This window comes from Bacillus sp. FSL L8-0152, assembly GCF_038006365.1.
Classification (GTDB): domain Bacteria; phylum Bacillota; class Bacilli; order Bacillales; family Bacillaceae_G; genus Bacillus_A; species Bacillus_A cereus.
This window is the reverse complement of sequence record NZ_JBBOVB010000001.1, coordinates 3,878,131-3,896,013: the sequence shown is the minus strand read 5'-3', so window position 1 is coordinate 3,896,013 and position 17,883 is coordinate 3,878,131. Positions and strand designations below refer to the sequence as shown.

The window sequence follows — 17,883 nt, the reverse complement described above, 5'->3', positions numbered from 1 at the left end:
AGGTATGAGTAAAATTCGAGTACATGAATATGCAAAAAAAAATAATATCTCAAGTAAAGATCTTATGACAAAACTTAAAGAGATGAATATCGAGGTTTCGAATCATATGACAATGTTAGAAGATGAAGTAGTAAATAAATTAGATAATGAATATAACACTGGAGCGGAAAAACCTTCTGTTGCAGATGAGTTTGAAGTAGAAGAGAAAGTTGTTCGCAGTAAAAAGAACAGCAATAAGAAAAAGAAAAAAGGCAAAGGAAATGAAGACAAACGTCAAGATAACTTTGCTGGAAGACAACAAACGCAAATAGTAGAAACACCAGATAAAATTACTTTCTCTGGAAGCCTTACAGTAGGTGAACTTGCTAAAAAGTTAAGTAAAGAGCCATCTGAAATTATTAAAAAGCTCTTCATGCTTGGAATTATGGCAACAATTAACCAAGACTTGGATAAAGATACAATTGAGTTAATTGCTACTGATTACGGTATTGAAGTAGAAGAAGAAGTAGTTGTAAGTGAAACTGAGTTTGAAACATTCATTGATGAGCAAGATGATGAAGAAAACTTAAAAGAGCGTCCAGCTGTTGTTACGATTATGGGACACGTTGACCATGGTAAAACAACATTACTTGACTCAATTCGTAATTCAAAAGTAACTGCTGGCGAAGCGGGTGGAATTACTCAGCATATTGGTGCATACCAAGTTGAAGTAAATGATAAGAAAATTACATTCTTAGATACGCCTGGTCACGCGGCATTTACAACGATGCGTGCTCGTGGTGCGCAAGTAACTGATATTACAATCCTTGTTGTTGCAGCTGATGACGGTGTTATGCCTCAAACAGTTGAAGCGATTAGCCATGCAAAAGCAGCTGGAGTACCAATTATTGTTGCTGTGAATAAAATGGATAAACCAGCGGCGAATCCTGATCGTGTAATGCAAGAATTAACAGAATATGAATTAGTTCCAGAAGCTTGGGGCGGAGATACAATTTTCGTACCAATTTCTGCAATCCAAGGCGAGGGAATTGACAACTTGCTAGAGATGATTCTTCTTGTAAGTGAAGTAGAAGAATATAAAGCAAACCCAAATCGTTATGCAACGGGTACTGTAATTGAAGCACAGCTTGATAAAGGTAAAGGAACTATCGCGACATTATTAGTTCAAAACGGTACACTTCGAGTTGGAGATCCAATCGTTGTTGGAACTTCATTCGGACGTGTTCGTGCAATGGTAAGTGATATTGGTCGTCGTGTAAAAGTTGCTGGTCCATCAACTCCTGTTGAAATTACAGGTTTAAATGAAGTACCACAGGCTGGAGATCGTTTCATGGCATTCGCTGATGAGAAGAAAGCTCGTCAAATCGGTGAATCACGTGCACAAGAAGCGTTAGTTGCACAACGTGGTGAGAAATCTAAATTAAGCCTTGAAGATTTATTCCAACAAATCCAAGAGAGCGATGTAAAAGAAATCAACTTAATCGTAAAAGCAGACGTACAAGGTTCTGTTGAAGCGATGGCAGCGTCACTTCGTAAAATTGATGTTGAAGGCGTAAAAGTTAAAATCATTCACACTGGTGTAGGTGCGATTACAGAATCTGATATCATTTTAGCTTCTGCATCTAATGCAATTGTAATTGGATTTAACGTACGTCCGGATGTGAACGCGAAGCGTACAGCTGAATTAGAGAACGTTGATGTTCGCTTACACCGCATTATCTACAAAGTAATCGAAGAAATTGAATTAGCAATGCAAGGTATGCTGGATCCAGAATTCGAAGAAAAAGTAATCGGTCAAGCGGAAGTTCGTCAAACATTCAAGGTAACAAAAGTTGGAACAATCGCAGGTTGTTACGTAATTGACGGTAAAATTACACGCGATAGTGGCGTTCGTATTATCCGCGATGGTATCGTAATTTTTGAAGGACAACTTGATACGTTAAAACGTTTCAAAGACGACGTAAAAGAAGTTGCACAAAACTATGAGTGTGGTATTACAATTGAGAGATATAATGACCTTAAAGAAGGGGACATCATTGAAGCATACGTTATGGAAGAAGTGAAGCGATGATTGTCGCTTCACTCTCATTCGAGTGTATGATTTACGATGTGCATTCTTTAAAAGAGAAACGGGCAATTTTGCAACGAGTGCTAACTCGTGTGAAACAGCGCTATAATGTAGCTGTTTCTGAAGTTGGGCATCAAGATGTATGGCAACGTACAGAAATTGCGATTGTTTCCGTATCCTCAAATCGTGTTATCTGTGAAAAAGAAATGAATCGTGTACTGGAGTACATCGATTCATTTCCTGAAATTGAACGTACGATAACACAATTGGAATGGTATTGAATGAGGTGAAGAGTTATGAAATTACGTGCAAACCGTGTAGGCGAGCAAATGAAAAAAGAATTAGGCGACATCATTAGTCGTAAAATTAAAGACCCACGTATCGGATTTGTTACAGTAACAGATGTACAAGTGAGTGGTGATTTGCAAATTGCCAAAGTATATATTTCTGTTTTAGGTGACGAAGAACAGAAAGAAAATACGTTAAAAGGTTTAGCGAAGGCAAAAGGCTTTATTCGTTCAGAAATTGGCCAACGTATTCGTCTTCGTAAAACACCGGAAATTACCTTTGAGTTTGATGAGTCTATCGGATATGGTCATCGAATTGATACACTTTTACATGAAATTAATAAAGACGGTAAACGTGAAGAATAATGGATAGACATTTGTCTATCCATTTTTTCAATGCAAAATAAGTTTTGGATATTTACTACGAAAGAATTATGATGAGGTGAACATATATGGAAGGTGTAGTATTATTACATAAGCCAAAAGGCATGACATCACATGATTGTGTATTTAAATTAAGAAAGATATTGCGAGAAAAGAGAATTGGTCATACGGGAACATTAGACCCAGATGTAACGGGAGTATTACCACTTTGTGTGGGGAGAGCAACGAAGATTGCACAATTTTTAACAAGTGAAACGAAAACATATGAAGGTGAAGTAACATTAGGGTTTTCAACAACAACAGAAGATGCTTCTGGTGAAGTTGTGGAGAAACAAGATGTAAACCGTGTTATTACACGTAAAGAAGTAGAAGAGGTACTAGCGGAATTAACAGGCACGATTGAACAAATGCCACCAATGTTCTCAGCTGTAAAAGTAAACGGGAAAAAATTATATGAATATGCAAGAGCAGGACAAGAGGTGGAACGTCCAGTTCGTACAATTACGATTCATGAATTCGTATTACTTGATGACCGTGAAGTTTTTGAAGGAGAAAATATTTCATTCCGTTTCCGTGTAACGTGTAGTAAAGGAACATATGTAAGAACGTTAGCGGTAATGATCGGGGAGAAACTTGGTTTCCCATCACATATGTCTCACCTTGTAAGAACGGCATCTGGTGAATTTTTATTAGAAGATTGCATATCATTTGAAGAAATTGAAGAAAACGTGCAAAATGGAACAGTAGAGTCTATCTTCATTTCAATTGATGAAGCATTAAGTAAGTTTCCAAAAATGGTTGTAGATGAAAAGCAAGCAGAGAAAATCAAGAATGGTATGTTCTTAAAGAATGAATTAGAAATAACAGCACCATTTATTACAGTGTTTGATAAAAATGATCGTTGCTTAGCAATTTATGAACATCACCCGAAACATCCTGGCATGTTAAAGCCGATGAAAGTACTTGTGAATAATCAAGAACTAAAGCTATAATGAATTATTGGAAGGATTATTACAGAAAAAGGTGAATTCAAGCGTGAAACTTATTCATTTAACTCATCCACATGAACAAAATAAATTAGAATTACCACCTACTGTAATGGCATTAGGATTTTTTGATGGCATTCATTTAGGACATCAATGTGTAATTCGAACTGCGAAAAAAATAGCGGACGACCGAGGATATAAAAGTGCAGTTATGACATTTCATCCTCATCCATCTGTTGTTTTAGGGAAAAAGGATGCGCATGTGGAGTATATTACACCAATGCGTGATAAAGAAAAAATAGTCGAAAGCTTAGGAATCGATATATTATATGTGATTAAATTTGATGAATCATTTGCAGGGTTATTACCACAACAATTTGTAGATGATTATATTATTGGTTTAAATGTAAAGCATGTAGTAGCAGGGTTTGATTATTCATATGGACGTTTAGGAAAAGGAAAGATGGAGACTTTACCATTTCATGCAAGAGGGGAGTTTACACAAACTGTGATTGAAAAAGTTGAATTTCAAGAAGAGAAAGTAAGTTCTACAGCATTACGAAAGTTAATTCGAAATGGCGAAATGGAACAAATTCCATCTATTTTAGGTAGAGCCTATACTGTAGCGGGAACAGTTATACACGGCGACAAACGTGGGCGTCAAATTGGTTTTCCAACAGCTAATGTAGGTTTAAGTGATGAGTATTTATTGCCACCTGTAGGTGTTTATGCAGTGAGATTAAAAGTTCACGATGAATGGTACGATGGTGTATGTAATATTGGATATAAACCGACTTTTAAAGAAGATGGGCGCCAATTATCAATTGAAGTGCACTTATTTGAATTTAACAAAGATATATACGATCAAAATGTTACAGTAGAGTGGCATATGCGTATAAGAGAAGAGAAGAAATTCAATGGCATTGATGAGTTAGTTGAACAAATCGCAAAAGATAAGAAAACAGCACAAGAATATTTTGCGAGCGAAAAGAATATACTTGCTTTTTCAAATGAAAAGTAGTATTCTATGTTATGTACTTTATGACAACCATTGCTTGGCATTGCGACTCACCGACGCTTGCTAGGTAATTGGGGGTTTAATTAATAGGAGGTGAAATAGGATGGCTTTAACACAAGAGCGTAAAAATGAAATCATTGCACAATTTAGAACTCATGAGACTGATACTGGTTCTCCAGAGGTTCAAATTGCTGTCCTAACGGAGCAAATTAACACTCTAAACGAGCACTTACGTACTCACAAGAAAGATCATCATTCACGTCGTGGTCTATTAAAGATGGTTGGTAAACGTCGTAATTTACTAACTTACCTTCGTAATAGCGATATCACACGTTACCGTGAATTAATCACAAAGCTTGGCTTACGTCGATAGTCAAAGAAGCGGGAATATTCCCGCTTTTTTGTTAGGTAAAAATATATCTTCTACGCTTTATAGCTTACTTAATTTTAGGCAATACTAGAGGTAGAATATTGTGATATACTATCCATTTACATAGAAGAATTGAATACTTTAAATTGAGAGGGGTACTTAAATGAGTCAAGAAAAGCAAGTCTTCTCGATAGATTTAGCTGGTCGCCAGCTAACAGTTGAAACTGGTCAGCTTGCCAAACAAGCGAACGGAGCAGTATTAGTAAGATATGGCGATACAGCGGTTCTATCTACAGCAACTGCATCAAAAGAAGCTAAAAATGTAGATTTTTTCCCACTTACAGTAAACTATGAAGAGCGTTTATATGCAGTCGGAAAAATTCCTGGCGGTTTTATTAAGCGTGAAGGTCGTCCAAGTGAAAAAGCAATTTTGGCAAGTCGTTTAATCGACCGTCCAATTCGTCCGCTATTCGCAGATGGTTTCCGTAACGAAGTACAAGTTGTCAGCATTGTAATGAGTGTTGATCAGGATTGTTCTTCTGAAATGGCAGCTATGCTTGGTTCTTCATTAGCGTTATCGATTTCAGATATTCCATTTGAAGGTCCAATCGCTGGTGCGACAGTTGGTCGTATTAATGGCGAATTCGTTATTAATCCAACAGTAGAACAGCAAGAACAAAGTGATATCCACTTAGTTGTAGCTGGTACGAAAGATGCGATTAACATGGTTGAAGCAGGAGCAGATCAAGTGCCTGAAGAAACAATGTTAGAAGCAATTATGTTTGGTCATGATGAAATTAAACGTTTAATTGCATTCCAAGAAGAGATTGTACAAGCTGTAGGTAAAGAGAAATCAGAAGTGAAACTTTATGAAGTTGACGCTGATCTTAATCAAGCTGTACGTGAAATGGCTGAGAAGGATATGCATTCTGCAATTCAAGTACATGAGAAACATGCACGTGAAGATGCAATTAACGAAGTGAAAAAGCGTGTAATCGAGCATTACGAAGCTGTGGAAGCTGACGCTGATACATTAGGACAAGTAAATGAGATTTTATATAAAATTGTAAAAGAAGAAGTACGTCGTCTTATTACAGTTGAAAAAATTCGCCCAGATGGCCGTAAAGGTGACGAAATCCGTCCTTTAGCATCAGAGGTTGGTATTTTATCTCGTACACACGGTTCTGGTTTATTCACACGTGGACAAACACAAGCATTAAGTATTTGTACATTAGGTGCATTAGGCGATGTGCAAATTTTAGATGGTCTTGGTGTAGAAGAATCAAAACGCTTTATGCACCATTACAATTTCCCATCATTTAGTGTTGGTGAAACAAGACCGATGCGTGGACCAGGTCGTCGTGAAATTGGTCACGGTGCACTAGGAGAGCGCGCACTTGAGCCTGTAATTCCATCTGAAAAAGATTTCCCATACACAGTACGCCTTGTATCTGAAGTATTAGAATCAAATGGTTCTACTTCACAAGCAAGTATTTGTGGTAGTACTTTAGCAATGATGGATGCGGGTGTTCCACTTAAAGCTCCAGTTGCAGGTATTGCAATGGGTCTGGTTAAATCTGGTGAGCATTACACAATTTTATCTGATATTCAAGGTATGGAAGATCATTTAGGTGATATGGACTTTAAAGTAGCAGGTACAGCACAAGGTGTAACTGCGCTGCAAATGGACATTAAAATCGATGGTTTATCACGTGAGATTTTAGAAGAGGCATTACAACAAGCGAAAATTGGTCGTGTGCACATTCTAAATCATATGTTATCTGTTATTGCAGAGCCACGTACTGAATTATCAGCTTACGCTCCAAAGATTATTACAATGACAATCAACCCAGATAAAATCCGTGACGTTATTGGACCAAGCGGTAAACAAATCAATAAAATTATTGAAGAAACTGGCGTTAAAATTGACATCGAGCAAGATGGTACAGTATTCATTTCATCAATAAATCAAGAAATGAACGACAAAGCTAAGAAGATTATCGAAGATATCGTTCGCGAAGTACAAGTAGGTGAAATCTACGAAGGAAAAGTGAAACGTGTTGAGAAATTTGGTGCTTTCGTTGAATTATTCAGCGGTAAAGATGGATTAGTTCATATTTCTGAACTTGCACTTGAGCGTGTAGGTAAAGTAGAAGACGTTGTGAAAATCGGTGATGTAATTACAGTTAAAGTTATCGAGATTGACAAGCAAGGTCGCGTAAATCTATCTAGAAAAGTATTGCTAAAAGAAGAGCAAGAAAAAGAAGCTGCTAAAGAAGAAAACAAACAAGAGCAGCAATAAGTAAAAGCCAGTTAAACTGGCTTTTTTTGTTATGTAAAAAACATGATGTTCATATATTTTTATGTCGGTATAGGTATAGTTTTCATTATAACGCTCAAATTAACAAAGATAAGAAGAAAATGTTTTTATATAGTTAATTTGGGAGGGTTTATATGAAAGTTCGTATATTGGCATACATATGTATATTTTCTTTATATGTCAGTTTAGGCTCTTATTCTGTTTTTGCACAAGATAACTTGCATGAAGAAATTCAAAAGCATGCAAAACAGTATGAGATTGCACCTCAAAATGCGATGATTGATAAAATATGGAAGGCAACACCTGGATATAATGGAAGACAAGTGGATATTGAAGCATCGTATAATAATATGAAGAAGCTAAAGGAATTTGATCAAAAATATCTTGAATTCAAAGAAGTCTCACCGAGTGTTCATTTGGAAGATTTATCACCAGCTCCAATTTATAGAGGGCATCCAAATAAAAAGATGGTAGGATTAACAATAAATGTGGCATGGGGAAATGAGTATTTGCCTCGCATATTAGAAATCTTGAAAAAGCATGATGTGAAGGCCACTTTCTTTTTAGAAGGACGTTGGGTGAAAGAAAATTTGCGGTTTGCAAAAATGATTGTCGATGCAAAACAAGAAGTTGGAAATCACTCATACACACACCCTAATATGAAAACGTTATCGTCAGATGAAATACGAGATCAGTTACAAAAAACAAATCGAATGATAGAAGTAGCAACGAATCAAAAAGTAAGATGGTTTGCCCCGCCGAGTGGAAGCTTTCGAGATGAAGTCGTAAAGATTGCAGATGATTTTCAAATGGGAACGATTATGTGGACTGTAGATACGATTGATTGGAAGCGACCTGAGCCGGATGTACTATTGCAGAGAGTAATGAGAAAAATACATCCAGGTGCTATCATATTAATGCATCCTACTTCGTCTACAGAAGAGGCTTTAGAAACAATGATTATAAAATTGAAGGAACAAGGATATAAAGTGGGGAATATAACTGAATTACTGGATGAAAAACGTGTGGATTAAATACATTTGCATGACATTCATCCTTAAACTTGTTATCATTAAATAATAGCGTTTTATTTAGAGAAACTGGCAGTAGGAGGAAAGTTTTTGATTAAAAAATATACTTGTAAAAATGGTGTAAGAATAGTTATGGAGAATATACCAACTGTAAGATCGGTTGCAATTGGTATTTGGATCCATGCGGGATCAAGAAATGAAAATGAAAAAAATAATGGGATTTCTCACTTTTTAGAGCATATGTTCTTTAAAGGGACAGAAACACGTAGTGCACGAGAGATTGCAGAATCATTTGATAGCATTGGTGGTCAAGTGAATGCATTTACTTCAAAAGAATATACTTGTTACTATGCAAAAGTATTAGATGAGCATGCTAAATATGCTTTAGATGTTTTAGCAGATATGTTCTTTAATTCAACATTTGATGAGGAAGAACTGAAAAAAGAGAAGAATGTCGTATGTGAAGAAATTAAAATGTACGAAGATGCGCCAGATGATATTGTGCATGATATGTTAACGAAAGCAACATATGAAACGCATCCACTTGGATATCCTATTTTAGGAACAGAAGAAATGCTTAATACGTTTACAGGTGATACGTTACGTCAATATATAAAAGATCATTACACACCTGAAAATGTAGTTGTATCAGTTGCAGGAAATATTGATGAAGCATTTTTACAAACAGTGGAGCAATATTTCGGTAGTTATGAAGGAACAACAAACCGTGAACAAGTACATAGCCCAATTTTCCATTTCAATAAGGTAGCCCGTAAAAAGGAAACGGAACAAGCTCATTTATGTCTAGGATATAAAGGCTTACAAATGGGACACGAAGATATTTATAACTTAATTGTATTAAATAATGTTTTAGGCGGTAGCATGAGTAGCCGTTTATTCCAAGAAGTACGTGAGCAACGTGGATTAGCTTACTCGGTATTTTCTTACCACTCTTCTTATGAAGATACAGGTATGTTAACACTTTACGGTGGAACAGGTAGCCAACAATTAGATACACTGTATGAAACAATGCAAGAAACATTAGAGACATTGAAAAATACAGGTATTACAGAAAAAGAGCTTATGAATAGTAAAGAGCAATTAAAAGGAAACTTAATGTTAAGTTTAGAAAGTACAAATAGCCGTATGAGTCGTAACGGTAAAAATGAATTGCTTCTTCGTAAACATCGTTCACTTGATGAGATTATTGAAAGTGTAAACACTGTAACAAAAGAAAATGTGGACGGATTAATTCGCAACATGTTTACTGATGAATTCTCTGCGGCACTTATTAGTCCAGACGGAAAACTTCCAAAAGGAATAAAACTATAATCGATTTTTATGATGTATCTGATAATAACCTTCTCTCTTTTTAAATGAGAGAAGGTTATTTTTTTTATACATATAGAATAGGTACTAATTATAGACAATGCAAATGAAAAATTCAGTAGGGAGTGGAGTATGTATGCGATTAAGTGAATTAAGTGGTAAAGAGGTTGTAGATATAGAAAAAGCGGAAAAAATGGGAGTCTTAGGTTATATGGATTTAGAGATTAATGAGAAAGACGGACGAATACAAACACTTATAATACCTGTAGGGAAGTGGGGAGGTTTTAAAAAGGAACCACAAGAAGTAAGGGTGGCATGGAATCAAATAAAGAAAGTCGGACATGATATGCTTCTTTGTGATAGTATAGATCGTTCAAATTCGGAGTGAAGGATGGCCATTTTGGTCATCTTTTTTTGTATCTACATAGAAACCTGATAAATCATATGTGCATTTGGATTTTCAATCACCATAAACTCGTACATTACATATGATGTGGAGGAAAAAGAAAAAGTAGGCACTTTTCTTATAAATGACAGAAAAAGAAGGTGAATTAGGGAATGTTGACTGAGATGCATATTGCTGTCATAGGAGGAGATGCAAGGCAGCTAGAAGTAATTCGTAAGCTAGTTGAATTGGATGCGAAACTTTCTTTGATAGGGTTTGATCAGTTAGATCATGGTTTCACAGGGGCAGCAAAAGAAAGTATACAAAATTTAGATTTCACTTCTGTAGACGCAATTATTTTGCCGGTTGCAGGTACAAATGCTAAAGGAGAAGTAGATACTATTTTTTCAAATGAAAAAGTTTCAATAACGAAAGAACAAATTGAAAATACACCAGAACACTTTACTATATATTCGGGTATTGGTACACCTTACTTGGAAAATCTCGTATCTACTACGAACCGAAAACTTGTTAAATTATTTGATCGTGATGATGTGGCAATATACAATTCTATTCCAACTGTAGAAGGTACATTAATGATGGTAATTCAACATACCGACTATACAATTCATGGGTCCAATGTAATGGTTCTAGGATTTGGTAGAACAGGAATGAGTGTTGCGAGAGCATTTCAATCATTAGGAGCCCATGTCAAAGTTGGAGCAAGACGATCTGAACATATTGCACGTATTACAGAAATGATGTTTTCTCCTTTTCATATGCAAGACATAGAGAAAGAAGTAGGAAATATCGATATTGTAATCAATACAATTCCGCACCTCGTTGTAACAGCGAATGTTATTGCAAAAATGCCAGCTCATACGTTAGTGATTGATTTAGCCTCTAAACCAGGCGGTACTGACTTTAGATATGCGGAAAAAAGAGGAGTCAAAGCGTTGCTAGCACCTGGATTACCAGGTATTGTTGCTCCCAAAACGGCTGGGCAAATTTTAGCAAATGTTCTTTCTCAGTTATTAGCAGCAGATGCAATTGCAAAGGAGGAGGAAAAGAAATGAGTTTGAAGGGGAAACGAATTGGTTTCGGATTTACGGGTTCACATTGTACGTATGAGGAAGTTATGCCGCACTTAGAAAAATTAATTGCTGAAGGGGCAGAAGTACGTCCCGTTGTTTCATACACTGTTCAATCAACAAATACTAGATTTGGAGAAGGAGCAGAGTGGATTAAGAAAATTGAAGAAATAACAGGTTTTAAAGCAATTAATTCAATTGTTGGAGCAGAGCCACTTGGACCTAAAATTCCATTAGACTGCATGGTAATCGCTCCTTTAACAGGAAATTCTATGAGTAAATTTGCAAATGCAATGACAGATTCTCCAGTACTAATGGCAGCAAAAGCGACGCTAAGAAATGGCAAGCCTGTCGTATTGGCAGTTTCGACGAATGATGCTTTAGGATTAAATGGGGTAAATCTCATGCGCCTAATGGCCACAAAAAATATCTATTTCGTCCCATTCGGTCAAGATGCGCCAGAGAAAAAACCGAACTCAATGGTAGCTCGTATGGAGTTACTGGAAGATACAGTATTAGAAGCGCTGCAAGGAAAGCAATTGCAACCGGTGGTCGTAGAAAAATTCAGATATATGAATTAAAAAACGAAAAAAAACGGACAATTTTTGATGAAACCATCATTCTTACTGTAGAATATGATAAAATTAACGTTATTAAGATTAGAAGGGGTATTGTATACTCCTTCTGATTCTAAGTTATAGAAGGATTGGTATCTAGAAAGGGGCATAGTGATGGAAAAGCAAAAAACTTTTCATGTCGCTGTAGTTGGAGCAACCGGCGCAGTTGGTGAACAAATGTTAAATACTTTAGAGAAACGAGAATTTCCAATCGGGAAATTAACGTTACTTTCATCTAAACGATCTGCAGGTAAGAAACTTGTATTTAAAGGCGAAGAATTTACAGTTCAAGAGGCAACTCCTGAAAGCTTTGAAGGAGTAGATATCGCACTATTTAGTGCTGGTGGATCTGTATCGAAACAATTAGCGCCAGAAGCAGCAAAACGCGGTGCGATTGTTGTTGATAATACAAGTGCATTCCGTATGACAGAAAACGTGCCACTTGTTGTACCTGAAGTAAACGAAAACGACTTAAAAGAACATAATGGTATTATTGCAAATCCAAACTGTTCTACAATTCAAATGGTAGTAGCTCTTGAGCCAGTTCGTCAGCAATATGGTTTAAAACGAGTAATCGTTTCCACATATCAAGCTGTATCAGGTGCTGGTGCGGCAGCTATTGAAGAACTTCATGAACAATCACAAGCAATCTTAAATGGCGAAGAAGTTAAGGCAAATGTTCTTCCTGTATCAGGTGATAAGAAGCATTTCCCAATTGCTTTTAATGCGATTCCACAGATTGATAAGTTCCAAGATAATGGATTTACATTTGAAGAAATGAAAATGATTAACGAAACAAAAAAAATTATGCATATGCCTGAATTAGAAGTAGCGGCAACATGTGTACGTTTACCAGTTGTATCAGGACACTCTGAGTCTGTTTACATCGAAGTAGAAAAAGAAGGCGTAACAGTAGCAGAATTAAAGAGCTTACTTGCAAATGCGGAAGGTATTGTTCTGCAAGATAATCCAGAAGAGCAGTTATATCCAATGCCAGCTACTGCAGTAGGTAAAAACGAAGTATTCGTTGGAAGAATCCGTAAAGATTTAAATAACGATAAAGGATTCCATCTTTGGGTCGTATCTGATAACTTATTAAAAGGCGCTGCATGGAATTCTGTTCAAATTGCAGAGCGCTTAGTAAAATTACAATTAGTGTAAACGGCTAAGAGAAGGTGCAAAATATGAAAATAATTGTTCAAAAATTTGGTGGCACATCAGTACGTGATGACAATGGACGTAAGCATGCGCTTCATCATATAAAGAAATCATTAGCTGCTGGTTATAAAGTAGTTACTGTCGTATCTGCTATGGGTCGTAAAGGTGAACCATATGCAACGGATACGTTATTAAGTCTTGTAAATCAAGAGGAATCTACTATTTCTAAACGTGAGCAAGATTTATTATTATCGTGCGGAGAGTTAATCTCTGCAATTGTTTTCTCTAATATGTTGAATGAGAACGGTATAAAAGCAGCAGCATTAAATGGTGCACAAGCTGGTTTTGTAACGAATGATGACTTTACGAATGCAAAGATTATTGAAATGAATTGCGATCGTATACATGAAGAGTTAGAAAATGTAGATGTAATCGTCGTTACAGGATTCCAAGGGCAAACGAAAAAAGGTGATACGACAACACTTGGACGCGGAGGTAGTGATACTTCAGCTTCAGCATTAGGTGTTGCACTTCATGCTGAATACATCGATATATTCACTGATGTAGAAGGTGTTATGACTGCGGATCCTCGTATTGTAAAAGATGCACGTCATCTTCAAACTGTAACGTATAACGAAATTTGTAACATGGCTTATCAAGGTGCGAAAGTCGTTCATCCACGTGCAGTTGAAATTGCGATGCATGCAAAAGTGCCACTTCGTGTACGTTCTACGTATTCTGATAGTGAAGGTACGCTTATTTCAGCATATGACGGTGCTACAAGAGGTCGTGATGTAGAAGAACGTCCTGTTACAGGTATCGCCCACGTATCAAACGTAACGCAAATTAAAGTGCTTGCAAAAGAAACGGCATATGATTTGCAACAACATGTGTTTAAAGAGATGGCGAACGAAGGAATAAGTGTCGATTTAATTAATATTTCACCTACTGGTGTAGCATATACGGTGAGTGATAATGTATCAAGTCATGCAGTTAAATTATTAAAGAACCTTGGATATGAGCCAATTGTGACAGAGCATTGTGCGAAAGTATCTATCGTTGGAGCTGGAATGGCAGGATACCCAGGGGTTACTGCGAAAATCGTTACAGCTTTAGCGGAAAAAGGTATTCAAATCCTGCAATCGGCAGATAGTCATACAACAATTTGGGTTCTTGTAAAAGAAACTGATTTAGTGGAGGCTGTAAATGCATTACATAGTGCGTTTGAGCTTTCAAAAGAAAAGCAACTGGAACAATAAGGAGTGAGACCATGATAGATTTTGGGACAATTGCAACCGCGATGGTAACACCGTTTGATATAAACGGGAATATCGATTTTGCAAAGACAACGAAATTGGTAAATTATTTAATTGATAACGGTACAACAGCAATCGTGGTAGGAGGAACGACAGGAGAATCTCCTACATTAACTTCAGAAGAGAAGGTAGCTTTATATCGCCATGTCGTATCTGTTGTCGATAAAAGAGTGCCCGTAATCGCTGGAACAGGTAGCAATAATACGCATGCTTCTATTGACTTAACTAAAAAGGCAACAGAAGTTGGTGTGGATGCAGTAATGCTAGTAGCACCGTATTATAATAAGCCGAGTCAAGAAGGAATGTATCAGCATTTTAAAGCAATTGCTGAAAGTACGCCGCTTCCGGTTATGCTATATAACGTTCCAGGACGATCTATTGTACAAATCTCCGTTGATACAGTTGTTCGTTTATCAGAAATAGAAAACATTGTTGCTATTAAAGATGCCGGCGGCGATGTGTTGACAATGACAGAAATCATTGAAAAAACAGCGGAAGACTTTGCGGTATACAGCGGTGATGACGGTTTAACGTTACCGGCTATGGCAGTTGGGGCTAAAGGTATCGTTTCGGTAGCATCTCATGTTATCGGAAATGAAATGCAAGAAATGATTACAGCATTTCAAGCAGGAGAGTTTAAAAAGGCACAAAAATTACATCAATTACTTGTAAGAGTAACTGATTCGTTATTTATGGCGCCAAGTCCAACTCCAGTAAAAACAGCGTTACAAATGGTTGGATTAGATGTAGGTTCTGTACGTTTACCACTTCTTCCATTAACAGAAGAAGAAAGAGTAACGTTACAATCTGTAATGCAATCTATTCCTCGTTAATAAAAATGACCTAGTGTGAAACTAGGTCATTTTTTTATTGATATGAAAATGTTTGAATCTGTTTTAAAGTGAATCTTTTGTAAAATGATTTTAGGATCGCCTTTCTCGTCTGTATATGACCCTATAATATAGAAAACATTTTATGTTGAAAACGAGTATATTACGCTACGCGTTCTCTACTTGTTAAAGTATGATATTGTTCTTTCATTAATTTGGTTCCAACATCTTTTTCTCGATAATGGCTGTCAAATCCTGCTAAAAATTTAACCTTATTAAATTTCTATTAGATTTTGTAATTCATAGCCTTTTGTCATGTAATGCAATGTTTATAAGAAAAGGATCTTACATCTTTAATTTTGTTGAAAAGTAGTTGCTAGTACAGAAAATACTTTCGATTATGTTTTTATAGGAATTGCCTCAAATATGACGTAATCTATAAAAAAGCTTCATTTTATAAGTGTTTTTGTGCAATTCAAGAAAAAAATCTAGGAAATCCATCAAATGAAAGTAATTTAAAGTGTTTAAGTTATTTTTTCAAATAACATGGAGTATAAAAGCAGCGGAAATAAGCCATATACTTTTAGTGCTGTTCCTTTCTTTTACTTTTTCTTTCGCACGATTTAACTTGTGTTCTATTTCTTGTATCAGGTATAATATGGCTAAGTAGCTTAGTACGGGTATGCTTAGCAAAATTGGGAAAAATTATAATTTAATTAAATTTTCATATCATATCGAATAAGATATTTGATTTATATAATGAAAGAGAGGTGAAACCTGGTTTAAAAAATAAACAAGGACATGATATCGCATAACGGTAAGGACATTCGTCTTGGACGGTGAAAATATGGTGGTTGTAGAGTTTCCCCTGGTGTCTCTGCAATTTTAGTGAAATCAGTGTTTGCAAGATTTTTAAACCAGGCAACAACATGAAGAGAAAAGAGAATGAGTCTGTTAAAGTATTTGCTCTTGGTGGAGTAGGTGAAATCGGGAAAAACATGTACTGTGTTGAAATTGATTCTGAAATCTTTATCGTAGATGCGGGGTTAATGTTCCCGGGAGATGAAATGTTTGGAATTGATATCGTTATTCCTGATATTACATATTTAGTGGAAAATCAAGAGCGAGTAAAAGGTTTATTTATTACTCACGGTCATGAAGATCATATTGGTGGAATTGTGTATGTGCTTCGTAAATTATCTATTCCAGTCTATGCAACGAAATTAACAGTAGGACTTATACAAGAAAAACTTGGTGAAGCGGGCATGTTAGGCCGTGTAGACCTAAAAACAATCGATTCAAATTCAACAGTAGAGTTTAACACTACAACAGTGTCATTCTTCGGAACGACACATAGTATTCCGGATTCTGTTGGCGTTTGTTTCCATACATCAAAAGGTGCAATCGTATATACGGGAGACTTTAAATTCGATCAAACTCCAATTGGAAATAGTGGAGCAGATCTTGGGAAAATGGCGCAAATCGGAAATGAAGGTGTACTTTGCCTATTATCTGATAGTACAAATGCAGAGCGTCCGGGGTATACAGGTTCAGAAAAAGAAGTTGGTGTAGAAATTTCTAAAGTGTTCTACGGTGCAGAAGGTCGTATTATCGTTGCTTCATTTGCATCGAATGTACATCGTATTCAACAAGTATTTGATGCAGCTGCCGAAACAGGGCGAAAAGTAGCGGTAGTAGGACGTAGTATGGTGAAAGTAGTAGACATTGCAAGACGTCTTGGTTATTTAGATGTTCCAGAAGGTATGGTTATTTCATTACAAGAAGTAGACAACTTCCCAGAGAAAAAGGTAGCTATTTTAACGACAGGTAGTCAAGGTGAACCGATGGCTGCTCTATCTAGAATGGCAAAACAAGCACATAAACAAATTTCAATTCGTAAAGGTGATACTGTTATCATTGCTGCTTCGCCAATTCCGGGTAATGAAATATCTGTATCAAAAATTATTGATTTGTTATTTAGAGCTGGAGCTGAAGTTGTTTATTACGGCGAAAGAAAAGTTCACGTTTCAGGTCACGGTAGCCAAGAAGAATTAAAATTAATGTTAAATTTAATGAAACCGAAGTACTTTGTACCCGTACATGGTGAGTTTCGTATGCAAAAAGCACATGCGTATTTAGCTGAAGATGTAGGTATTACAAGAGAAAATATCTTTATCGTAGAAAAAGGTGATGTAATTGCTTTTGGTGACGATGAAGCGAACTTAGTCGGTAAAGTACAAGCTGGTAATGTTTTAATTGATGGATTAGGTGTAGGTGACGTTGGTAATATCGTTCTTCGAGATAGAAAGATGTTATCTCAAGATGGAATATTAGTAGTTGTTGTAACACTTGGTAAAGATGAAAAGAAAATTATCTCTGGTCCAGAAATCATTTCACGTGGTTTCGTATATGTTCGTGAATCAGAAGCGTTAATTGAACGATCTACAGAGATTGTACGTATGATTGTTGAGCAGTCAATTAAAGAATATTCGATTGAATGGTCAATGTTAAAACAAAATATTCGTGAATTATTAGGACAGTTCTTGTACGAAGAGACAAAGAGAAAACCTATGATTTTACCGATTATTATGGAAGTATAAAAAAGATCACCCTTATGGGTGATCTTTTTTTCTTTTTAACCCTATCGAATGAAATTTATAACTTAAGAAATAATAGTTATATACGAGTGAAAG

The 17,883-nt window shown here is 36.2% G+C and carries 16 protein-coding genes; all 16 read left to right on the top strand.

Annotated features, from left to right (window positions below):
* Positions 1–4 precede the first annotated feature (4 nt).
* The 16 genes from infB (at position 5) to MHH27_RS19305 (ending at position 17,790) form a co-directional block, all read left to right on the top strand.
* A complete protein-coding gene (infB, locus tag MHH27_RS19380; protein WP_000036347.1) occupies positions 5–2,071 on the top strand; it encodes a translation initiation factor IF-2 in 2,067 nt (688 codons plus the stop codon).
* A complete protein-coding gene (locus MHH27_RS19375) occupies positions 2,068–2,349 on the top strand; it encodes a DUF503 domain-containing protein (RefSeq protein WP_000634349.1) in 282 nt (93 codons plus the stop codon). Before infB ends, MHH27_RS19375 begins: the two co-directional genes overlap by 4 nt.
* A gap of 15 nt (positions 2,350–2,364) precedes the next feature.
* The gene (gene rbfA / locus MHH27_RS19370; RefSeq protein WP_000776437.1) at positions 2,365–2,721 is read left to right on the top strand and encodes a 30S ribosome-binding factor RbfA; all 357 of its coding nucleotides are present in this window, start codon (positions 2,365–2,367) and stop codon (positions 2,719–2,721) included.
* Positions 2,722–2,807: 86 nt separating this feature from the next.
* Complete coding sequence (gene truB / locus MHH27_RS19365) at positions 2,808–3,731, top strand: tRNA pseudouridine(55) synthase TruB (RefSeq protein ID WP_000399362.1); 924 nt, start codon at positions 2,808–2,810, stop codon at positions 3,729–3,731.
* Positions 3,732–3,774: 43 nt separating this feature from the next.
* A complete protein-coding gene (gene ribF, locus MHH27_RS19360; RefSeq protein WP_098507929.1) occupies positions 3,775–4,746 on the top strand; it encodes a bifunctional riboflavin kinase/FAD synthetase in 972 nt (323 codons plus the stop codon).
* Positions 4,747–4,846: 100 nt separating this feature from the next.
* Complete coding sequence (rpsO, locus tag MHH27_RS19355) at positions 4,847–5,116, top strand: 30S ribosomal protein S15 (RefSeq protein ID WP_001229392.1); 270 nt, start codon at positions 4,847–4,849, stop codon at positions 5,114–5,116.
* A 160-nt stretch (positions 5,117–5,276) separates the two neighbouring features.
* A complete protein-coding gene (gene pnp, locus MHH27_RS19350; protein WP_097924678.1) occupies positions 5,277–7,415 on the top strand; it encodes a polyribonucleotide nucleotidyltransferase in 2,139 nt (712 codons plus the stop codon).
* A 152-nt stretch (positions 7,416–7,567) separates the two neighbouring features.
* Positions 7,568–8,467, top strand: a complete 900-nt coding sequence (locus MHH27_RS19345) for a polysaccharide deacetylase family protein (protein ID WP_090977196.1) — start codon at positions 7,568–7,570, stop codon at positions 8,465–8,467.
* A gap of 87 nt (positions 8,468–8,554) precedes the next feature.
* Positions 8,555–9,796: a M16 family metallopeptidase gene (locus MHH27_RS19340; protein ID WP_340943767.1), complete on the top strand. Its 1,242-nt coding sequence runs from the start codon at positions 8,555–8,557 to the stop codon at positions 9,794–9,796.
* Between the two features lie 133 nt (positions 9,797–9,929).
* Positions 9,930–10,181, top strand: coding sequence for a YlmC/YmxH family sporulation protein (locus tag MHH27_RS19335; protein WP_090977198.1), 252 nt, complete (start codon positions 9,930–9,932; stop codon positions 10,179–10,181).
* Between the two features lie 170 nt (positions 10,182–10,351).
* Entirely contained in the window at positions 10,352–11,254 is a 903-nt protein-coding gene (gene dpaA / locus MHH27_RS19330) for a dipicolinic acid synthetase subunit A (RefSeq protein WP_000954735.1), read from the top strand.
* Positions 11,251–11,850: a dipicolinate synthase subunit B gene (gene dpaB, locus MHH27_RS19325; protein ID WP_000053596.1), complete on the top strand. Its 600-nt coding sequence runs from the start codon at positions 11,251–11,253 to the stop codon at positions 11,848–11,850. Before dpaA ends, dpaB begins: the two co-directional genes overlap by 4 nt.
* Positions 11,851–12,000: 150 nt before the next feature.
* Entirely contained in the window at positions 12,001–13,047 is a 1,047-nt protein-coding gene (gene asd / locus MHH27_RS19320) for an aspartate-semialdehyde dehydrogenase (RefSeq protein WP_000414846.1), read from the top strand.
* A 23-nt stretch (positions 13,048–13,070) separates the two neighbouring features.
* Positions 13,071–14,303 (top strand): aspartate kinase, encoded by a 1,233-nt coding sequence (dapG, locus tag MHH27_RS19315; RefSeq protein WP_000692450.1) that lies wholly within the window; start codon positions 13,071–13,073, stop codon positions 14,301–14,303.
* A gap of 11 nt (positions 14,304–14,314) precedes the next feature.
* A complete protein-coding gene (gene dapA / locus MHH27_RS19310) occupies positions 14,315–15,193 on the top strand; it encodes a 4-hydroxy-tetrahydrodipicolinate synthase (RefSeq protein WP_340943763.1) in 879 nt (292 codons plus the stop codon).
* Positions 15,194–16,119: 926 nt separating this feature from the next.
* A complete protein-coding gene (locus MHH27_RS19305) occupies positions 16,120–17,790 on the top strand; it encodes a ribonuclease J (RefSeq protein WP_000823089.1) in 1,671 nt (556 codons plus the stop codon).
* The last annotated feature ends 93 nt before the right edge of the window (positions 17,791–17,883 follow it).